At 63.6% G+C, this 19,315-nt stretch carries 19 protein-coding genes; 8 read left to right on the top strand and 11 right to left on the bottom strand.

Translation table 11 applies throughout. The features are described from left to right. Position 1: 1 nt before the first annotated feature. From D0T21_RS11415 to D0T21_RS11395, 5 genes are all read right to left on the bottom strand, one after another. Positions 2-307 (bottom strand): hypothetical protein, encoded by a 306-nt coding sequence (locus tag D0T21_RS11415; protein WP_116989728.1) that lies wholly within the window; start codon positions 305-307, stop codon positions 2-4. A 23-nt stretch (positions 308-330) separates the two neighbouring features. Continuing rightward, entirely contained in the window at positions 331-882 is a 552-nt protein-coding gene (locus tag D0T21_RS11410; protein ID WP_116989729.1) for an RNA polymerase sigma factor, read from the bottom strand. A 56-nt stretch (positions 883-938) separates the two neighbouring features. Beyond that, positions 939-2,495, bottom strand: coding sequence for a pepsin/retropepsin-like aspartic protease family protein (locus tag D0T21_RS11405; protein ID WP_116989730.1), 1,557 nt, complete (start codon positions 2,493-2,495; stop codon positions 939-941). Positions 2,496-2,562: 67 nt separating this feature from the next. Beyond that, positions 2,563-2,856: a YciI family protein gene (locus tag D0T21_RS11400; protein ID WP_116989731.1), complete on the bottom strand. Its 294-nt coding sequence runs from the start codon at positions 2,854-2,856 to the stop codon at positions 2,563-2,565. Further along, entirely contained in the window at positions 2,853-3,656 is an 804-nt protein-coding gene (locus tag D0T21_RS11395) for an SDR family NAD(P)-dependent oxidoreductase (protein ID WP_116989732.1), read from the bottom strand. Before D0T21_RS11395 ends, D0T21_RS11400 begins: the two co-directional genes overlap by 4 nt. Positions 3,657-3,869: 213 nt before the next feature. Between D0T21_RS11395 and D0T21_RS11390 the strand changes: the two genes are divergently transcribed. Continuing rightward, on the top strand, positions 3,870-4,901 hold the full coding sequence (locus tag D0T21_RS11390) for an AraC family transcriptional regulator (protein WP_229211443.1): 1,032 nt from the start codon (positions 3,870-3,872) through the stop codon (positions 4,899-4,901). Between the two features lie 7 nt (positions 4,902-4,908). On the opposite strand, the gene D0T21_RS11385 is transcribed toward D0T21_RS11390, so the two are convergent. Next, the gene (locus D0T21_RS11385; protein WP_116989734.1) at positions 4,909-5,718 is read right to left on the bottom strand and encodes a class I SAM-dependent methyltransferase; all 810 of its coding nucleotides are present in this window, start codon (positions 5,716-5,718) and stop codon (positions 4,909-4,911) included. Positions 5,719-5,791: 73 nt separating this feature from the next. On the opposite strand from D0T21_RS11385, the gene D0T21_RS11380 reads away from it, so the two are divergent. Next, positions 5,792-6,184, top strand: a complete 393-nt coding sequence (locus D0T21_RS11380; RefSeq protein ID WP_116989735.1) for a helix-turn-helix domain-containing protein — start codon at positions 5,792-5,794, stop codon at positions 6,182-6,184. A gap of 11 nt (positions 6,185-6,195) precedes the next feature. Here D0T21_RS11380 and D0T21_RS11375 read toward each other — a convergent pair whose 3' ends face one another. Then, positions 6,196-7,167, bottom strand: a complete 972-nt coding sequence (locus tag D0T21_RS11375; RefSeq protein WP_116989736.1) for a LysR family transcriptional regulator — start codon at positions 7,165-7,167, stop codon at positions 6,196-6,198. A 29-nt stretch (positions 7,168-7,196) separates the two neighbouring features. Here D0T21_RS11375 and D0T21_RS11370 point away from each other — a divergent pair, with 29 nt between their 5' ends. Beyond that, a complete protein-coding gene (locus tag D0T21_RS11370) occupies positions 7,197-8,096 on the top strand; it encodes an NmrA family NAD(P)-binding protein (protein ID WP_116989737.1) in 900 nt (299 codons plus the stop codon). A 76-nt stretch (positions 8,097-8,172) separates the two neighbouring features. Here the strand turns inward: D0T21_RS11370 and D0T21_RS11365 are convergent, their stop codons facing one another. After that, a complete protein-coding gene (locus tag D0T21_RS11365) occupies positions 8,173-9,579 on the bottom strand; it encodes a DEAD/DEAH box helicase (protein WP_116989738.1) in 1,407 nt (468 codons plus the stop codon). Between the two features lie 451 nt (positions 9,580-10,030). Between D0T21_RS11365 and D0T21_RS11360 the strand changes: the two genes are divergently transcribed. Continuing rightward, a complete protein-coding gene (locus tag D0T21_RS11360) occupies positions 10,031-11,221 on the top strand; it encodes a hypothetical protein (protein WP_147328092.1) in 1,191 nt (396 codons plus the stop codon). Between the two features lie 174 nt (positions 11,222-11,395). Next, a complete protein-coding gene (locus D0T21_RS11355; RefSeq protein WP_116989740.1) occupies positions 11,396-12,052 on the top strand; it encodes a DUF642 domain-containing protein in 657 nt (218 codons plus the stop codon). Positions 12,053-12,117: 65 nt separating this feature from the next. Here the strand turns inward: D0T21_RS11355 and fabI are convergent, their stop codons facing one another. Continuing rightward, positions 12,118-12,909, bottom strand: a complete 792-nt coding sequence (gene fabI / locus D0T21_RS11350) for an enoyl-ACP reductase FabI (protein ID WP_116989741.1) — start codon at positions 12,907-12,909, stop codon at positions 12,118-12,120. Positions 12,910-13,106: 197 nt separating this feature from the next. Beyond that, positions 13,107-14,504: a transglycosylase SLT domain-containing protein gene (locus D0T21_RS11345; protein WP_116989742.1), complete on the bottom strand. Its 1,398-nt coding sequence runs from the start codon at positions 14,502-14,504 to the stop codon at positions 13,107-13,109. Between the two features lie 226 nt (positions 14,505-14,730). Between D0T21_RS11345 and D0T21_RS11340 the strand changes: the two genes are divergently transcribed. Next, positions 14,731-15,288, top strand: a complete 558-nt coding sequence (locus D0T21_RS11340) for a DUF1415 domain-containing protein (RefSeq protein ID WP_116989743.1) — start codon at positions 14,731-14,733, stop codon at positions 15,286-15,288. Further along, a complete protein-coding gene (locus tag D0T21_RS11335; RefSeq protein WP_116989744.1) occupies positions 15,288-15,476 on the top strand; it encodes a DUF1289 domain-containing protein in 189 nt (62 codons plus the stop codon). Before D0T21_RS11340 ends, D0T21_RS11335 begins: the two co-directional genes overlap by 1 nt. Here D0T21_RS11335 and D0T21_RS11330 read toward each other — a convergent pair whose 3' ends face one another. Next, positions 15,477-15,986 (bottom strand): DUF1993 family protein, encoded by a 510-nt coding sequence (locus tag D0T21_RS11330; protein WP_070359083.1) that lies wholly within the window; start codon positions 15,984-15,986, stop codon positions 15,477-15,479. Positions 15,987-16,160: 174 nt separating this feature from the next. Between D0T21_RS11330 and D0T21_RS11325 the strand changes: the two genes are divergently transcribed. Next, a complete protein-coding gene (locus tag D0T21_RS11325) occupies positions 16,161-19,283 on the top strand; it encodes an EAL domain-containing protein (protein ID WP_116989745.1) in 3,123 nt (1,040 codons plus the stop codon). Positions 19,284-19,315: the final 32 nt, after the last annotated feature.

Below are 19,315 nucleotides of genomic sequence, written 5' to 3'. Positions count from 1 at the left end.
TTTATTCTTTGTTGGGGCGGCAGTAGGCGCCCCGGTCTTTGTGGAATTGTGCGCGCTCTTCGGGCGTCATCGCCTGCCAGCGCTGCCAGCGTTCGCGGCCGTAGTGGCCGCCGCCGCCGTGGCGTCCGCGGAAGCCGCCGAACAGGATACGGCATAGTACCAGCAAGCCTAGCGCGCGCCAGTAGTCGATTTGCATGCTGCCGGCGAACACGCCGGGCATGACCGAGTTCCATAACATCATCACCACCCAGGCCAGCGCGGCCACCCCTACGAGGATCAGCGGCAGGAACAGCAGTTTCCTTTTCATTTCAGTCACTCCTTTCTTTCATTTCATTCGTTGTCGTACAGGGTTTGCAAGCGCGTGCGCAGATACAGGACGGCGTAGCGCTTGCGGGCCAACAGGGTGTTGATGGACAAGCCGCTTTGCGCGGCCATTTCTTTGAAACTGGCGCCGTCCAGTTCATGCGCGATGAACACTTCGCGCTGGTTGGCCGGCAATTCTTCCAGCGCCGTTTGCAGTTCGGCCAGCAGCGTCGAGCGCGCGTAGGCGTCTTCCGGGCCGCCGTCGGCCGACGGCAGCAGCAGGTCGAGGCGGCAGTCCTCGCCATCCTCGCCGGCCATGTCGTCGAGCCGCACTTCTTTCTTCTTGCGGAAGCGGTCGATGATGCGGTTGCGCGCCACCCGGAACAGCCAGGCGCTGACTTGCTCGATCGGCTCCGGCAGGCGGTAGGCCTGGACGAATTCGTAGAAGACATCCTGCAGGATGTCGTCCGCATCGGTCGGATCGCTGACGCGGCGCCGGATAAAATTCCCGAGACGCGACCGCTCCCGCAGTACGGTGGCAGCGATGTCCTGTTCGGTGGTTGAATTCGGTGGTGTCATGGCTCTGTAGACGGCTCACGACGGAGCATATTGTGGCGATTTGCAATTTTTAATGACTAATCGACTATTTTATTCGGCGTCATGTAGACCTTGCCGCGCTGGTAGTCGAACAGCACGCTGAACTGCTGCAGGATGCCGTTGCTGATGTTGCCGGCCAGGTCGGCGCCGAGCGCGCCCTGCGGCTGGCGCGACAGCTCCAGCGCCGGGTTGGCGATGCGCACGCCGCCGATTTCGAACAGCGTGCCGCGCGTGGCCAGCGTGCGCGCGTGGCCGCCGATGCCGCGGCTGACGCGCAGCTCGCCGCCGGCCTGGTATTTGTCGATCAGGCCGAAGCGGTCGACGAAGGACTTGCCGAGGGTGAGCGTGTCGTCGCTGCCGGTGTCGATGGTGAACTGACCGGGCAGGCCGTCCAGCACGCCTGCTATCTGCGGCGTCTTGTCGCGGAAGGAGAAGGGGATGGCGCTGCCCTCGCCCTGGTAGACGAAGGTGGCCGGGTCGTAGAAGGTCAGCTGCTGCTGGGCGTAGTCGATCAAGGTGGGCGTGCTCCACAGCCATTCGTAGCCGATGGCGCCGTCGATCGGCAGCTCGTCCAGCGTGGGGCTGGTGAAGAAGGGCTGGTGCGCCAGCGTCAGGCCGCCGAGGGCGATTTGCCGCACCGTGGTCAGCGCGCCGCGCTCGGCCTGCTCGCCCACGCCGGACAGGATGCCGCGGCCTTCGGCCGGCAGTTGCAGCAGCTTGTAGAGCTTGTCGCTCATGACGTTGCGGGCGCCGGTGTCGAGCACGAAGCGGAACGGGCCTCGTCCGTTCAGGTTGAGCATGATGCAGATGTGGCCGTGGCAGTGTTCGAACGGCACCGTCACCGCCGGCCGCGCGGCGGAAAAGCCCTGCATGGCGGCCGGCGGCGGCAGCGAGAAATCCATCTGCGCGGCGGGGCGGTTCAGCACGATGCTGGCGATGCGCAGCACTTCCAGGTCCTTGCTGTCGTCGGCGTCGCGCTCGCGTTCCTCGTAGGGCAAGGTGACGTTGCCGACGCGGCGGAAGTCGCGGTAGTCGACGGTGCGGGTCTTGCCGTCGACCAGCTCCTGGCGGCGCTCGACGCGATGCGTGGCCGGGTGGATCCAGTAGTCGAAGGCGCTGCCGTCCGCCAGCACGATGTGCACCACGTCGTAGGCGATGCCGTCATGGAGGCGCGGCGCCAGCAGCTGCACCTGTTGCTCCTTGCCGCGCGCGAACCACCAGGCGTAGGTCTGGCGGCCCAGGTGCTGCGCCGGGTCGGCGGCGGCGCCTTCCAGCTTTTCCATCCGGCCCAGCCGTTGGCGCCAGAAGCTGCTGCCGTCGGAGCGCGACGTCAGGCGGGCGATGGCGGAGGAGGGGATGCGCTGCGCGTAGCGGCCGCTGGCGTAGTCGATGTCGCTGCTGCCGGCTTCGTCGTGGTCGGGGTAGCTGCGGACGAAGTCCATGTGCTGGGTGCTCACGCGCAGCCAGGCGTCGCCGCCGACCGCGTTGCGGGCCTGCTCCAGCAGCGCGGCCGCCGTCTGCGCCGCTGCGCAGCAGTGGACGGCGGCGGCCAGGCAAATGCCGGCGGCGAGGTGACGATGGGGAAAGGCACGCACTGCTACTCCTGATAAGGCCTGAAGGCATGTTATACAGGAAAGGCGCGCGCCGCAAAAGTGCAGCCCCTTACTTTGATGTCAGATGCGGCATCGGATGGTGCTCATAGTGTCCGACACCATTCTTTACGATGGGATCTGTCGCTGTCAACGCGGCGATATCATCTTCGTCGGCGATCTGATATAGCGCTACGCCATAGGCGCCCGACGGATCCAGCACTGGGCCGTGGGCCACGATGATGCCCTGGGCCAGAAGCTGGTTCAAGTAGGCGCCGTGTTGCTTCATCCATTGCTGTTCATCGGCGGACATCGTCGCCAGGAAGTTCGCGCGCGGTGGAATAAATTTGCACAGGTAGTACTTCATGCTGTCGCCACGCTTTTCAGGATCGAGCCTTCGAACATCTTGGGTGCATAGCTTTGCAGGAAAAGTATCATGCCGGTCATTTTCCCCACTGGATTGCTGAACCTGGGCTCCTTGGCGCCGATCAGCCGGGTGATGGTGTGGACCACAGCGTCGGGAGCCTGCGCTTCGTCCAGGCCTTTTTGGGTGGCGGCGTTGGCCTGCCTGCGGTAGGTGTCGTAGTCGGCGATGCCGCCTTTGTCTGCGGAGACGGCATTGTTGCCAAGATTGGTCTTGAACCAAACCGGCTCCACCATGCTGACCTTGATGTTGAACTGGTTCAGCTCGAATCGCAGTGACTTGAAGTAGCCTTGGACCGCGTGCTTGGACGCGGTGTAGAAGGACAGGTTAGGTGGTCCGATCAGGCCGACGATGGAACTGACGGTGATGATTTTCCCTTGTTTTTGCGCCCGGAAGTAGGGCAGCAGGGCGTTCGTGACCTTCACCGTGCCCCAGAAGTTGGTTTCAAACTGCTGCCGGCCCAGTTCGAGCGGCGTCTCTTCCGCCAGACCGGTGACCATATAGCCCGCGTTGTTGACCAGAACATCCAGCTGTTTGACGTGTTGAAACAAGGTCGTGGCAAACGACTGGATGGATAGCTCGTCATCGATATCCAGTCGCAGCAATTTGAACGGCAGCTGGCCTGCGTGCTTTTCCGGTTCGCGGCTGGTGCCGATTACCTTGTGGCCTTGCTGGTGAAGGTGATGAGCAAGCATCAGTCCGAAACCCGACGATGCGCCCGTGATTAAGATTGTCTTATTCATTTCGATGGCTTTCCCAAAAAGTGGCATGGGTTGTACTGTGCCTGCGTGGCGTTGGATAGTCACTCGCGGAAGGCGCCAACCTGACTGCGAACCGCGCCAAGATGAGGGGCGCGCGGGTTGGCGCGATCCGCTATTGCTGTGGCGCGATCGGCGTAATAGACTGGGGCGATGGATATCAAAAACAATGCTGCTCCGCCGGGCCGGCGCGGCGGGATGTTGGACTATGCGGTATGGCCAGGCTGGCGCTTGCTGATGCAGGATGCGGGCCTGGCGACCTCGCCGGTGTTGAGCCGCGCGCAGTTGCCGGGGGACTTGTTCGCACGCCAGAATGTTCGGCTGGATTCGGTAGATTTCTTCAAGCTGTGGACGGCTATCGAGGCGGAGGCTGTGTCGTTGGATCCGGACTTGCCGGCGCCCCTGCGCATCGCCCAGGTGATGTCTTCCGACTGGTTCGACCCGGAGTTGTTCGCCGCGCTGTGCAGCGCCAACCTGGGCAGCGCGCTTGGGCGGCTGGCCAAGTATGTGAAGTTGATCGCGCCGATGGCAATCCGGATCGAGCGCACGGAGCTGCATGCCACCGTGTCCATCGATTTCCTGGACCGCGCCATGCCGGCGCCCAGTGTGTTCCTGGCGTTCAAGCTGGTGTTCTTTGTGCAGCTGGCGCGTTTGGCGACACGCAGCCATGTGCGGCCGTTGCGGGTAGGCTGGCCGGCCATGCCGGGCGTCGACACGGATGGGGCGCGCTACCAGCCTTACTTTGGCGTTGCCGTGACCGACGCGCCGTTGGCGACGCTGGTGTTTGCCGCCGAGGATATGGAGCGTCCTTTCCTGACCGAGAACCACAAGATGTGGCTGTTCTTCGAGCCGTCGTTGCGTCAGCGGCTTGCCGATCTGGAGCGGACGGCCGGCATGGTCGAGCGGGTGCGCGGCACGCTGCTTGAGGCCCTGCCGGCGGGCGAGGTTTCCATGCAGGCGGTGTGCCGAAAACTCGCGGTCAGCAGCCGGACGCTGCAACGTAGGCTGCGAGACGAGGGTACGACGTTCCAGCAGACGCTGGACACCTTGCGCGATTCGCTGGCACATCACTACCTGCGCAACACGGCGATGTCGAGCGCGGAGATTTCCTTCTTGCTGGGATTTGAGGACGCCAATTCCTTTGCCAGGGCATTCCAGGGATGGACAGGAAAAACGCCGCATGTCGTGCGGTCCGAAATGATGGTCCGCGCTCACGGCGTGCCGCCGTAGGTGGTGCTCAGCCCGCGCTGGCGTTGACGCTCCACAGCGCCGCAGTGAAACGGACTTCGTCGCCATGCACGTAAGGCTCGAAGCCGGCGCGCACGGCTTGCGCCACTTGCTGGCGGGTGTGCTCGTCCGCCGTTTGCAGGGCGCGGCCTACCGGGCCGAGCTGGGTCAGGTATTGGTATAAACGGTTTTCGGGGAAGCTGCACACCACATCCAGCGGCTCGATGTCGATGGCGCGCCAGCCGCTTTGTTCAAGGATGGCGTGCAGGCGCTGCCGGTTGGCCAGGCCGAACTGGCCGGGCTCGTCGGGACGGCGGACCGGCAGGCCGGGCAGCAGGCCGGCCGCGCTGCGCTCGGCGGCGGTCATGAAGGGATTTTCCTCGGGACTGCGCCAGACGATTGCGTGCAAGCTTGCGCCTTCGCGCGCCGCCTGCCGCAGCTTGCCGAACGCGGCCACGGGATCGTCGAAGAACATCAGGCCGAAGCGGGAGACGATGGCGTCGAAGGTGGCGGTTTCGAAGGCGTGCTGTTGCGCGTCGTCGAGGATGTAGCTGATGTTGGACTGCCGGCCCCTGGCTGCTGCGGCAGCCAGCATCGGCGCGGAGACGTCGATGCCGGTGCAGTGGCCGTCCGGGCCGAGCCGGCGTGCGATGGCGTGGACGATGCCGCCGGTGCCGCAGCCGACGTCCAGCACCCGGCGGGCTTCGGCGGGGATGGCCTGGACGATCAAGTCCTCGATGGGCTGGTACATCCGGTCGAGCATGTCTTGCGCGGCGACCCAGGTGTTACCAGCCACGCCGTTCCATAGTGATGCATCCATGAAGTGTCCTCTCGCTTGTGTTCAAAAAGTGAAAGTGCTACTGTGCCACTTCAAGTCAACTTGAGGTCAAGCGATGGCGAGTCTGGACATAGCCGAAGTGGCGCGGATATCGGGCATGCCGGCATCCACGCTGCGATTTTACGAGGAAAAGGGATTGATCGCCCCGATCGGCAGGCGCGGCTTGCGCCGGCTGTTCGATGCGGACGTGGTGGAGCGCCTGGCGCTGATCGCGCTGGGGCGCGCCTCCGGCTTCACGCTGGACGAGATCGCGGGCATGTTCGGCGCCGACGGCGACCTGAGCATCGACCGCCACCTGCTGACCGCCAAAGCGGACGACCTGGACCGCACCATCAAGAAACTCACGACCATGCGCGATGGCCTGCGGCATGCTGCCGTGTGCAAGGCCACCAGCCACATGGAATGCCCCACCTTCCGCCGGATCTTGCGGATCGCGGCCAGGAAGTAGTGCGCGTGCATTTATGCGACCGTGTTGAACGACGCGACGACATCGACCAACTGTTGCCTGACCCAGACATGGGCAGGGTCGCGGTGGAAGCGTTCGTGCCAGATCATGGCTGGCGACAGGGGCGCGACCTGTAGCGGCAGATCCAACAGCGCTAGCGGGAGCGTTTTCGCCAGCTGGTGCGCCAGACGGCCAGGCAGCGTGAGTATCATGTCGCTGTCCGCCACCAGCATCGCACCAGCAAGAAAGTGGGGGACCCGCAGCGCGACGTGGCGCGTGAGCCCCTGTGCCGACAGCGCCACGTCGACCGCGCTTTCTCCCACGCCGGAAATGGTCACGGCTATGTGACGCAAGCTCACATAACGCTCCAGGCTGAGGCCGTCCGCCAGGCCGGGGTGACCGGACCTCGCCACGCACACCAGGCTGTCGGCGTACAGGCCGCGCCGATGGAAGCTGCCGGGCAGCGTCTTGAAAATTCCCAGCGCCAGCTCCGCGCCGCCCTGTTCGATCAGCCGCACGTTGTCCCCGACAGGTTGCGCGATATGGAGGCTGAGCGCCGGCGCATGGCGCTCGAGGCGGGCCATCAAACCAGCAAGGACCATCAGGCTCAGGTGGTCGTGAGCGGCGATCGTGATGCGGCCCGTCGCCGAGGCGGGATCGAAGACGGCCGGCGAGATGAGGCCACGGGCATCGTCCAGCAGTTTGGCCACCGGAGCTGCCAGCGCCTCACCGCGCGGTGTCAGTTCCAGGCCGAGCTTGCCGCGCACCACCAGGCGGTCACCCAGCATCGTGCGCAGGCGCGCCAGCGCGCGGCTGGCCGCCGGCTGGCTCAGGCCCAGGCGCAGGCCCGCCTGGGTGACGCTGCGCTCCCGAACCAGCGCTTCGAACAGTTTTAACAGGTTGAGGTCGACTGTAGATAAATCCACTTGGTGCATGTTGGCTATCACTTTTATGTCATTGGTGAATGTCGAGCCATCATGCACCATTCGGTTTCATCTGAATAGGAGATTTCCGTATGACTACTTCCTTCCCCCTTCCTTACGTCGTGTTCGGCGTGACCGGCCGTACCGGCGCGGCCGCCGCCGATGCGCTGTTGCGCGCAGGCCAACCTGTGCGCGTGGTGGTGCGCGACCCGGCCCAAGGCCGGCCGTGGGCCGAACGCGGCGCAGAAGTCGCCGTGGCCGACCTGACCGACCTCGCCTCTATGGTCAAGGCGCTCAGTCAGGTCCAGGGCGCCTACGTCGTCAGTCCGCAGCACTACCACCGTGAAGACTTGTTCGAGCGTGCAGGGGTGATTGCCGATATCACGGCGCGCGCTGCGCTTGCGGCGGGCGTGCCCAGGCTGGTGGCGCTGTCCTCGGTGGGCGCCGACCGTGAAAGCGGAACGGGATGGATAGGGATGAACCGCATGTTCGAGCAGCGTTTGGGCGCAACCGGTGTGCCCACCACCTTCCTGCGCGCGGCGTATTTCATGGAGAACTGGATGCCGCTGGTCGGGTTTGCGGTGCGCAGCGGCACGCTGCCGACGTTTCTGGCGCCGCCGCAGCGTCCTATTCCGATGGTGGCGACTGTCGATGTCGGCGCCGCTGCCGCTGCTTTGCTGCAGGAGGCAAGGAAGGGGAGCGGCGTCGTCACGCTCTCGGGGCCCCGGGACTACGCTCCGAATGACGTCGCCGCCATTATTTCAGCCGCGCTCCGCAAGCCTGTCGAGGTGGCAGCCCTGCCGGAAACCGAGTGGGCCAATGCGCTGGCGGATGCCGATTTCTCGCGAGCCGCGCTGGCTGGCTTCACCGAAATGACCCGTGGCCTCAATGGCCCGCATATCGACATCAAGAACGATGCCGCCGCGATTGAATGGGCGGGAACGACGACGCTAGAACAAGTCATCGTCGAACTGGTGCAGCGTCAGCGATAGAGTCAATGCAAAAAGCCCCCGTCGGCACTGATCGCGATCAGGCCAACGGGGGCTTTTTAATTCAGCGGACTAGCGATTAACGGTCGCCGTAGCTGCGGCGTGCGCCGTCGGTGCTGCGCGGGTTGCTGCCCTTGTAGCCGCCGCCGGTGGTGCTGCCTTCTTTGCGCGGTGCGCCTGGCTTGCTGAAGGTGCGCTGGCCGGATGGCTTGGCGCCGCCACGGTTGTCGCCTGGTTTCCAGCCGCCTGGACGCGGAGCCGAACGGGATGCCGACGCGGTCTTCTTAGGCTCGTAGCCTTCGATGACGTTGACCGGAATCAGCTGCTTGGTGAAGCGTTCGATGCGCTTGACGTTCATGCCTTCAGCGTGGTTCACCAGCGAGATCGCCAGGCCATTGCGGCCGGCACGGCCGGTACGGCCGATGCGGTGGACGTAGTCTTCCGGGAACTTCGGCAGGTCGTAGTTGAACACGTGGGTGATGGTCGGCACGTCGATACCGCGAGCGGCAACGTCGGTGGCGATCAGGATCTTGACCTGGCCGCGGCGCAGGCTGTCCAGCGTGCGGTTACGGGCGCCCTGGTGCATGTCGCCATGCAGTGCGGCGGCCGAGAAACCTGCGATGTTCAGACGGTCGGCGATGGTGTCGGCGTCACGCTTGGTGGCGGTGAAGACCACGGCCTGGTCCAGCGAGTCGTCGCGCAGCAGGTGGTCCAGCAGGCGATTCTTGTGCGACAGGTCGTCGACGAAGTGAACGCGCTGGGTGATGTTCTCGTGCTTGTTGGCGGCGCTGACGATCTGGATGATCTGCGGATCCTTGGTGATGCGGCGCGCCATGTTGCCGACGACGCCGTCCAGCGTGGCCGAGAACAGCATGGTCTGGCGGGTCGATGGGGTAGCGTCGACGATTTTTTCGATGTCGTCGATGAAGCCCATGTCCAGCATGCGGTCGGCTTCGTCCAGCACCAGGATTTCCAGTTGCGAGAAATCGATCTTGCCCGATTCCATGTGGTCGATCAGACGGCCTGGGGTTGCCACCAGAATCTCAGGATTCTTGGCCAGCAGTTGCATCTGTTTTGGATAAGGCATACCGCCCAGGATCGACACGGCCTTGATGCGGCGCAGGTTGACGCTGTACTTGTCGGTATTGGTGGTCACTTGCAGGGCCAGTTCGCGGGTTGGGGTCAACACCAGCATTTTTGGCTGTGCAGCTTTAAAACGTGGGCGCTCGCCACGGGCGCGGGCGGCTTGCATTTCTTGATTCGGAGTCTTGCCGGCAGCTGCCGGGTCGATCTCGGACAAACGGTGCAGCGACGGCAGCATGAACGCTGCAGTCTTGCCGGAACCGGTTTGCGAGGAAACCAACAAGTCCTTGCCTGCGATAGCGGCAGGGATAGCCTGCTGCTGTACTGGAGTCGGCGCGGTGTAGCCGGCGTCGGTCAGGGCTTTAATGAGGGACGTGTTGAGACCAAGTGCTTCAAATGTCATGCTGTTCTTTCGTAAAAAACCGGCGTTCGTGCAAAAGCCGAACGCGAAATAGCTACGCCTACCAAAACGAAATGACTCAATCAAAATCGAAAGAAATTTCGGCACAAAAGCTTTGCGCCGGGACGGTGTCAGGTGCGACACCAAAGGCGGGAGGGCTTTAATAGCGACATCAGGGTGATGCGCTAAGGCTTGCGAAGCTGCTAGTAATACCTGGCTGATCAATCGGCGCTGCTTTTGTTGCAGCGCGCTCATTGCAGCGCACAGGCGACACTATACAGCAGTTAGTCTGGTCTGTATAGGTCAATCCCGGTCTATTGTGCAGTGCCGCAGTTACTTTCGTGAGTGGCATTCATGTGCGCGTTTTAGAGGGAGGCCACGACTTTATTGATATCGGGAGAGTAAGTCCTGCGATATATTGCTGCGTGTTATCCATTTAATAAAATTAATTAATATGCGTGCAGCTTTGTTGTTGGTGGTGATGGCGGGCCTGTCGGCTTGTGGCGGCGGGAGTGGCGGTGCGGCGAATGGCGGCGCGTCGCAGACGGCGGCGACAACGACGTCGACGCCGGGCGCTTTCGCTACCGTCGCGGCCGGCACCACCCATCTGATGGTGGCCAACGAAACGGTGTTGGTGCAGGCGGGCGCTGTCATCAGCGGGCCGGATGGTTCGACCATCACCGTCAACGGGCAGTCCAACACGGTCAACGTGGTGGCAGGGACGAAAGTGACGGTGCCGGCGACGGCCACCGGCGCGGCCACCAACCAGGTGGTGGCCCGGGCCGCGTCGCAGGTGGCGCTGGCGGTGTCCGAGGCTATCGCCGGCGGTGGCCGGATCGGTGGCGGCGAGACGCCGCTGGACGGTAGCGGCAGCCAGGCGCGGTTCGGCGGCATCTATCAGCTGGTTGCCGACAAGGCCGGCAATCTCTTTGCATCGGACCGTAATGGTATCCGGCAGATCACTCCGTACGGCGCGGTGACGACGCTGAGCAGCACGCCGTCCGCCGCCTTCGGTGGCTTGGCCCTGGACGCCGCGGGCAATTTCTACGGCACCGGCGCCGGCGATGACACGATTTATCGTCGCACTCCCGACGGCGTGGTCAAGCCATGGTTCACCGGCTGGAATGGCGGCGTGGCGCCGCAGGCCAGCGTACAGCTGGCGGTCGACGGCGCCGGCAATGTGTATCTGTCCGATTACCTCGGCAAGCGCATCCTGAAGTTCAGCGCGGCCGGTGTGCGCAGCGTGCTGGCTGGCGGCGGGCCGGGCGACGGCAATGACGGCGTCGGCGCGCAGGCCGCCTTCCACGGCCCGTCCGCGCTGGCGTTCGACGCATCGGGCGCCTTGCTGGTCAACGATAGCGACGCGGTGCGCCGCGTGCTGCCGGATGGCACGGTGAAAACCGTCGCCCACATCCCCAAGCGCATCATCCCGTCTGACGGTTCGATCGCGGTGGATGCGGCAGGCAACGCCTACGTCGCCGGCGACAGCGATCTGCGCCAGGTGAAGCCGGACGGCACCGTCATAGTGCGGCAACTGATGGGTGGACTGCCGTACACCATGACGCTGGTCTTCGGCAGTGACGGCCGGCTGTACGCCGGCACCGGCTGGGCGGCGCCGGTGCAGCTCCTGAAGATCGAGCTCTGATGAAAAACGCCCTGCATGCAGGGCGTTTTGCTCGGACGAGACTGCGTTCCACCAGCTTGCAATCTGACAGTGTGCGTGCGTCTGCACAGCTCGCCTCTCGTGCTTGATGATGTGAAAATTACAATCTATACTAGCTGATCTGATGTCGCCACGCCTATCACTTTGGGGAAGACCATGAAACTGAAATCGACCTTGCTGGCCGCTGCGCTGGCACTGGCCGCGCACGCGGGTGCGGCCGAACTAATCACCAACGGCAGCTTTGAAGCCGGCGCCATCGTCGTCAATCACAGCGATCCCGGGGCGCAGCAGCTGTTGAGCGGGGATGGCAGCACGCTGGCTGGCTGGACCGTCATCGGCGGCAACGATATCGCCTGGATCGGCCTGGGCAATCCGTATTCGATCAACGCGTCGCAGGGCAATAACTTCCTCGACCTGACCGGCTGGCACGACCAGAGCGCCACCGGCGGCGGCGTCAAGCAGACCATCGCCACCACGGCGGGCGCGTCTTACACGCTGAGCTTCGACATCGGCAATTCGAATAACTATAACTTCGGCAGCAACGACAGCCTGTTTGTCACGGCTGGCAATGTGGTGGGCCAGCAAGTCTGGACCTCGACCTCCAACCTGCCCAGCTCGTGGGACCATGTGACGATGTCCTTCGTGGCCAGCGGCGCGACCACCGACGTCTCGTTCGCCGGCGGCCAGGCGGTGTGGTATGTCGGCCTGGACAACGTCAGCGTAACGGCTGCGGTACCGGAGCCATCGTCGGCGCTGATGCTGGGCGCCGGCCTGCTGGGCATGGCGGCCTGGCTGCGCCGTCGCCGCAGCTAATCCGGTACCACCAATAAAAACGCCCTGCATGCAGGGCGTTTTGCTTGGGTGAGGCGGGGTGCTGCTTAGGTGTAGTCTTCCGCGTTCAGGCCCATGACGTGCGAGAAGCCGCCGTCGACGTAGGTGATCTCGCCGGTGATGCCGGAAGCCAGGTCGGACAGCATGAAGGCGGCGGTGTTGCCCACTTCTTCAATGGTGACGTTGCGGCGCAGCGGCGCGTGCGACGAGGCAAAGCCCAGCAGCTTGCCGAAGTCCTTGATGCCGGACGCGGCCAGGGTCTTGATCGGACCGGCCGAGATACCGTTGGCGCGGATGCCCAGCTTGCCCAGGTTTTCCGCCAGGTAGCGTACCGACGCTTCCAGCGAAGCCTTGGCCAGGCCCATGGTGTTGTAGTAAGGGATCGCACGCACCGCGCCCAGGTAGGACAGCGTCAGCAGCGACGAGCCTTCCTTCAGCAGCGGCAGCGCGGCCTTGGCCATCGCCGGGAAGCTGTAGGCCGAGATGTCGTGGGCGATGCGGAAGTTCTCGCGGGTCAGGCCGTCCAGGAACTCGCCGGCGATCGCTTCGCGCGGCGCGAAGCCGATCGCGTGCACCAGGCCGTCCAGCTGCGACCAGCTCTTGCCCAGGTCGGCGAACAGGGCGGCGATCTGCTCGTCGCTGCCGACGTCGCAGTCGTAGACCAGCTTGCTGTCGAATTCGGCGGCGAATTCAGTGATGCGGTCCTTGAAGCGTTCGCCGACGTAGGTGAACGCCAGTTCGGCGCCTTCGCGATGGCAGGCCTTGGCGATACCGTAAGCGATGGAACGGTTCGACAGCAAACCAGTGATGAGGATTTTTTTGCCTTGCAAGAACGCCATAGTGACTCCGATTGCAACTGCGCGCCGTGGCTTGCCTGGGGTGGCTGGCTGGCGACGTCAGTGGGGTTGTGTGTGTGTGAGAGGCGCGTTGCCGGCCGCTGCAAGACCAAGATTGTAGGGCGAGTAGGCCGCGACTGCAACCTTTGATCGCAGCCGCAGCCCCGGTGGCGTGCGCTCAAACCGGGGCCGGGCGTCGCTTAATCGCGGTTTTTGTGGTGTTTGCCCTTGACGGCGTCACGCGAGACGCGCGCCTTGACCAGTGCCACCGGGCCGGACTTGGCGGCCTTGCCGCCCTTGGCCAGTTTGTAGCCGGCCTTGCTGGTGGTGCGCTCGCGCTCGGCCTCGAAGGCGACGGTGGCGTTGCGCTCCACTTCGGGCGAGATGTCGACGCTGGCCGAGGTCGAAATCTTCGGCACCAGGATGGTGGATCCGGCTTTCAACAGGGTCTTCTGCGGAATGTTGTTGGCCTGGCGTATCACTTCCGGCGTGGTGTGGAAGCGCGAGGCCAGGGTGCCGATGCTTTCTCGGGCGGTGGTGATCTTGTGCGTGGTCCAGGTCGACAGGTCCTTGCCCCATTGCGCCAGGTTCAGGTGGAACTTGTCGGCGTTTTCCTTGGGCAGCAGGATCTTGGTCTGCTCGTCGCCGGTGATGACCGGGCGCTTGAACTGGGGGTTCAGCGCCTTGAACTCGTCGACCGACAGCTCGGCCAGGTGGGCGGCGATGGTCAGGTCGATGTCGCTGGTCTTGTCGACGGCGGTGAAATAGGGCGTGTTGTCGATGGCCGGCAGGTTCAGGCCGTACTGGGCCGGATTGGCGATGATGTTCTTCACCGCCTGCAGCTTGGGCACGTAGTTGCGGGTTTCGGCCGGCATCAGCTCGGCCAGGCTTTCGAAGTCGGTCGGCTTGCCGGCGGCCTGGTTGCGCTTGATGGCCTTCTGCACCGAGCCTTCGCCCCAATTGTAGGCGGCCAGCGCCAGTTGCCAGTCGCCGAACATATCGTACAGGCGCTGCAGATAGCTCAGCGCGGCGTCGGTCGAGGCCAGCACGCCGCGGCGCTCGTCCTTGAAGGCGTCCTGCTTGAGGTTGTAGTCGCGGCCGGTGCCCGGCACGAACTGCCACATGCCGGCGGCGTTGGCGCTGGACAGGGCTTGCGGGTTGAACGCGGATTCGATAAAGGGCAGCAGCGCCAGTTCGGTCGGCATGCCGCGCTTTTCCAGCTCGGTGACGACGTGGAACAGGTAGCGCGAGGCGCGCGCCGTGGTGCGGCTGATGTAGTCGGGACGGGCGGCGTACCAGTTGACGTGCTTGGCCACCAGCTCGTTGCTGATATCCGGAATGGCGTAGCCGCTGCGGATGCGGCCCCAGACGTCTTTCTCGCGGAAAGCGTCATCCTCGGCTGCTTTGGCCGGTTTGTTGACTTTCAGGGAGGAGGTATCGAGGGCGGACGACTTGGGGAGGGCGTTAGGCAGGGCGGACAGCGGCAGGGGCGCCGCCGGCGGCAGGCCCGGTGCCTCATCGTAGGCCTGGCTGATCGCCGGCGCCATCAGGGCCAGCAGGGTCGCCAAGGCGGCGGATTTAGAAATACGTGCTTGCATAGTTTTCCATTGTTATCGACGAGCAACATCGAGCGGACTATGAATAAACGTGGAGTGTACGAAGGTCGGGTTAGCGAGTCAAGAAATATGTCAGGCCGATGACTAATTCTTTTGCGCAATAGTTCTATGTAAATAAGCCGGAGATGGCTGCAAAATGGCTGAAGTATGAGTTCGCGCAAAGAGTGCGTACAATTCTGCTTTTGAGCAGTCACCAAGGAATTGAACTATGAGTAAGCCCGCCATCGATCACGACGCCGTCGTCGCCGAGACCGTCAACTGGGTGGAGAAGGCCGTCATCGGCCTGAACCTGTGTCCGTTTGCCAAGGCCGTGCATGTGAAGAAGCAGATCCGCTACGTGGTGTGCGAAGCGGCCACGCCGGAGGAATTGCTGGAAAAGCTGATAGAAGAGCTGGAATACCTGGCCGAGACCTCGCCGGAAAAGGTCGACACGACCATGATCATCCACCCGAACGTGCTGGCCGACTTCGAAGACTACAACGAGTTCCTGGACGTGGCCGACGCCGCGCTGGAAGACCTGGAGCTGGACGGCATCCTGCAGGTGGCCAGCTTCCACCCGGACTACCAGTTCGCCGACACCCACAAGAACGACATCGAAAACTACACCAACCGCGCGCCGTACCCGACGCTGCACCTGCTGCGCGAGGACAGTGTGGAACGCGCGGTCGAGGCTTTCCCGGAAGCGGGCGACATCTTCGAAAAGAACATCGAGACGCTGCGCGCCCTGGGCCATGACGGCTGGGACAAGCTGATGCAGGTGAAATGATGGCCGACCTGCCGGTACGGCCGGATACGCCCTGCGTGGCGGTGTGTTCGACCACCTTCGACGAGATCTGCCGTGGCTGCGGCAGGTCGGTGGTCGAGGTGGCGCACTGGGTGTCGATGAACGCCGAGCAGAAGGAGCTGGTGTGGCAGCGCATCCTGGCGCAGGGCTACCCGCGCCGGAACACTTGATTAATAGGTGCCGATGAAGTTCTTCTTGCCGATGTCCAGGCCGTTGTGGCGCAGGATGTCGTAAGCCGTGGTGGCGTGGAAGAAGAAGTGCGGCAGCGCGTAATGGAACAGATAGGTCTGGCCGGTGAAGTGTTTGGTCTTCTCGCCGCTGCCGGTGGTGATTTCGCGGGTTTCGCTGCCTTCGATGGCGCTGGCCGGCACGCTGTCGATGTAGGCCAGGGTCTTGACGATGCGCGCTTTCAGGTCGGCGAAGCTGGTTTCGGTGTCTTCGTACGACGGCACTTCCAGGCCGCCCAGGCGGGCTGCGGCGCCTTTCGAGAAGTCGCAGGCGATCTGGATCTGGCGCGTGAACGGCAGCATGTCCGGGAACAGGCGGAATTGCAGCAGCGCGTTAGGTTCGATTTTTTTCTCGGCGGCGTGGGTTTCAGCCTTGTCGAGGATGACCAACAGGCTGTTCAGAATTTGCTTGAACACGGGAATGGAAGCGGAATACATGGAGAAAGTGGTCATGGCAAGGTCCTCTGTTGAATTGAGTCGCGATGATAGCCTGCCTGTGGGTTTTTTGCTTGGACCATGACTTTTCGATGATTTTCCGTGCATAATTCCAGTTAGTAAGCTTAGAGTTTGCGCGACTAACCAATTTTAGACAGATGATGCAAACTTATCACTACTACGTACCGGTGCATGACTAGCACCCTCTACCAGCGGATGCGTACCCGGCTCAGCGCCCTGTACGGTCTATCGATCTATGGTGCGCTGTTGCTGGTGGTGTTCGGCGGCCTGGTGATCCCGGCCATCATCGGCAGCTACCTGCTGATCGGCGTGCACGAGCAGCAGTCGGCGCGCGCCACGCTGAAGGAGTCGCTGCAGCGCAACGCCGACATCCTGGCGCTGGGCATGCAGGAATCCCTGTGGAATATGAACGCCGAGTCGGCCCATTCGCTGGTCGAATCGGTGATGCGCGACCAGTCGGTGCTGCAGGTGGAAGTGGTCGGCCAGGCCGACACCCAGTTCATGAGCGTGCATTCGCCGCGCCAGGCGGCCGGCAATGTGTTCCGCGCCGAGCGCGAGATCCTGGTGCGCGGCGAGCGCATCGGCCGCATCACGGTCGAGATGGACGACGCCCGCAGCCAGCAAGAGCTGCGCGAGAAGCAGATTTCCTATGTGTTCGTGCTGGCCGGGCAGCTGATGGTGTCGCTGCTGCTGATCGTGCTGTTCCTCAATTCCCGCCTGATCAAGCCGCTGCGCAAGCTGATGCGCTTCTCCGATCGCCTGTCGCACGGCGATTTCGAAACCCGGCTGGACCTGGTCGGCAGCGACGAGCTGGGCCGCCTGGCCGGCCAGCTGGAGCAGATGCGGGTGGCGATCAAGCGCCTGTTCGAGGACATCGGCCAGCGCGAGGAGCGCTTCCGCACCATCGTCACCCAGGTGCCGGGCGCGGTGTTCCGCTTCCGCCCGGACGGCCCGATCGATTTCGTCTCCGACGCCATCGAAGAGATCTCCGGCTACTCGGCCGCGCAGTTCATGCGCAGCACCACCCATTCGTGGACCAACCTGATCGCGCCGGAAGACCGCAAGAAGCAGCGCCGCGCGGTGTCCGACGCGATCCGCGGCGCGCAGTCCTACGAGGTCGAATACCGCATCCTCGACGCCTCCGGCACCGAGCGCTGGGTGGCCGAGAACGGCCAGCCGCAGCCGCACGACGGCGCCGGCCTGGCGCCCTGGGTGGACGGCATCATCTCCGACATCAGCCAGCGCAAGCACAACGAGATGCGCATCGAGGCGCTGCTGGCCGAGCAGAGCGCGATCCTGGACAACGTGATGTTTGGCGTGATGTTCGTGCGTAACCGCCAGATCGTCTCGGTCAACCGCCGCTGCGAAGAATTGTTCGGCTACGAGCCGGGCGCCATGACCGGCGCCTCGACCGCCATCGTCTTCCCCAACTCCTTCGATTTCGAATCGGCCGGCGCGCGCCAGTATCCGTCGCTGTCGGAAGGCGACTACTTCAACGAAGAGCGCCACTACCGCCGCAAGGACGGCAGCCTGTTCTGGTGCATGGTCAGCGGCTATGCGCTCGACAACAAGCGCGCCAACGAGGGCAGCATCTGGGTGTATGCCGACATCACCGCGCGCAAGGAGGCGGAGGAGAAGCTGCGCCTGTCCGCCACCGTGATCGAGCACATCGCCGACGGCGTAGTGGTGCTCGACGCCAAGGGCACCATCGTCGCGGTCAATCCGGCCTTCACGCAGATCACCGGCTACACCGAGCAGGAGGCGCTGGGCCACGACCATACGCTGACGCGCTCCGGCCGCCACGACGCCGACTTCTACGCCAACATGTGGACCGAGCAGGTGGAAACCGGCTTCTGGCGCGGCGAGATCTGGAACCGCCGCAAGAACGGCGAGCTGTATCTGGAATGGCTGACGGTGAGCGCGGTGCGCGACACCCAGGGCGAGACCACGCACTACGTCGGCGTGTTCAGCGACATCACCAAGGCCAAGGAATCGCAGGAAAAGCTGGACCACCTGGCGCACCATGATCCGCTGACCGCGCTGCCGAACCGCCTGCTGTTCCACGACCGCCTGCAGCACGCCTTGCAGCGCGCCTCGCGCGACGGCGAGCAGCTGGCGCTGTTGTTCATCGACCTGGATCGCTTCAAGAACGTCAACGACACGCTGGGCCACCACATCGGCGACGAGCTGCTCAAGCAGGTCGCCAAGGCCCTGCACGAGCGCTTGCGCGAGGGCGATACGCTGGCGCGCCTGGGCGGCGACGAGTTCATTGTGCTGCTGGAGAATATCGAGAACCAGTTCGGCGCCAGCCAGGTCGCCGAGAAGCTGGTGCAGATGTTCGAGCAGCCGTTCATGGTGGCCGGCCACGAGCTGTTCGTCACCTGCAGCGTCGGCATCAGCGTGTTCCCGGAAGACGCGGTCGACCTGAATATGCTGATACGGAATGCCGACGTGGCGATGTACCAGGCCAAGGCGCGCGGCCGCAACGGCTACAGCTTCTACACGCCGTCGATGACGGGCGAAGGCGTCGAGCGCCTGCGGCTGGAGACCTTCCTGCGCCGCTCGATCGAGAAGGATGAGATCTTCCTCAACTATCAGCCGCAGGTGGAAATCGACACCGGCCGCCTGATCGGCGTGGAAGCGCTGGTGCGCTGGAACCATCCCGAACTGGGCCTGATTCCGCCGATCCGCTTCATTCCGCTGGCCGAGGACACGGGCTTCATCAACCAGCTGGGCAAGTGGGTGCTGGAAGAAGCCTGCCGCCAGATGATGCGCTGGCAGGAGGCCGGCCTGCACGTGCCAAAGATGGCGGTCAACCTGTCGGCCAAGCAGTTCGAGCGCGGCAGCATCGTCAACATGGTGGCCGACATCCTGCACGAGACCGGGTTGGCGCCGGACCGCCTGCAGCTGGAGGTGACGGAGTCGGTGATCATGAACACCGGCGACGCCATGGTCTTCATCAACGACCTGCATTCGATCGGCGTGGGCCTGGCGATCGACGATTTCGGCACCGGCTATTCGTCGCTGGCCTACCTGAAGCAGCTGCCGGTGCAGACCTTGAAGATCGACCGTTCCTTCATCAAGGACATCTCGACCGACGTCAACGACGAGGCGATCGCCATCGCGATTATCCAGCTGGGCAAGAGCATGAACCTGTCCGTGATCGCCGAGGGTGTGGAGACCGAGGAGCAGGCGGCCTTCCTGCTGCGCCACGGCTGCCGCCTGGCGCAGGGCTACTTCTACAGCAAGCCGGTGGCAGCGCAAGACTTGCTGGCACGCTGGCATCAACCATAAAAAAACCGGAGACCCCACAGTGCAGCCATCGT

Source organism: Duganella sp. BJB476, from assembly GCF_003416895.1.
Taxonomy (GTDB): domain Bacteria; phylum Pseudomonadota; class Gammaproteobacteria; order Burkholderiales; family Burkholderiaceae_D; genus Rugamonas.
This window is presented reverse-complemented; position numbering and strand designations above follow the sequence as displayed.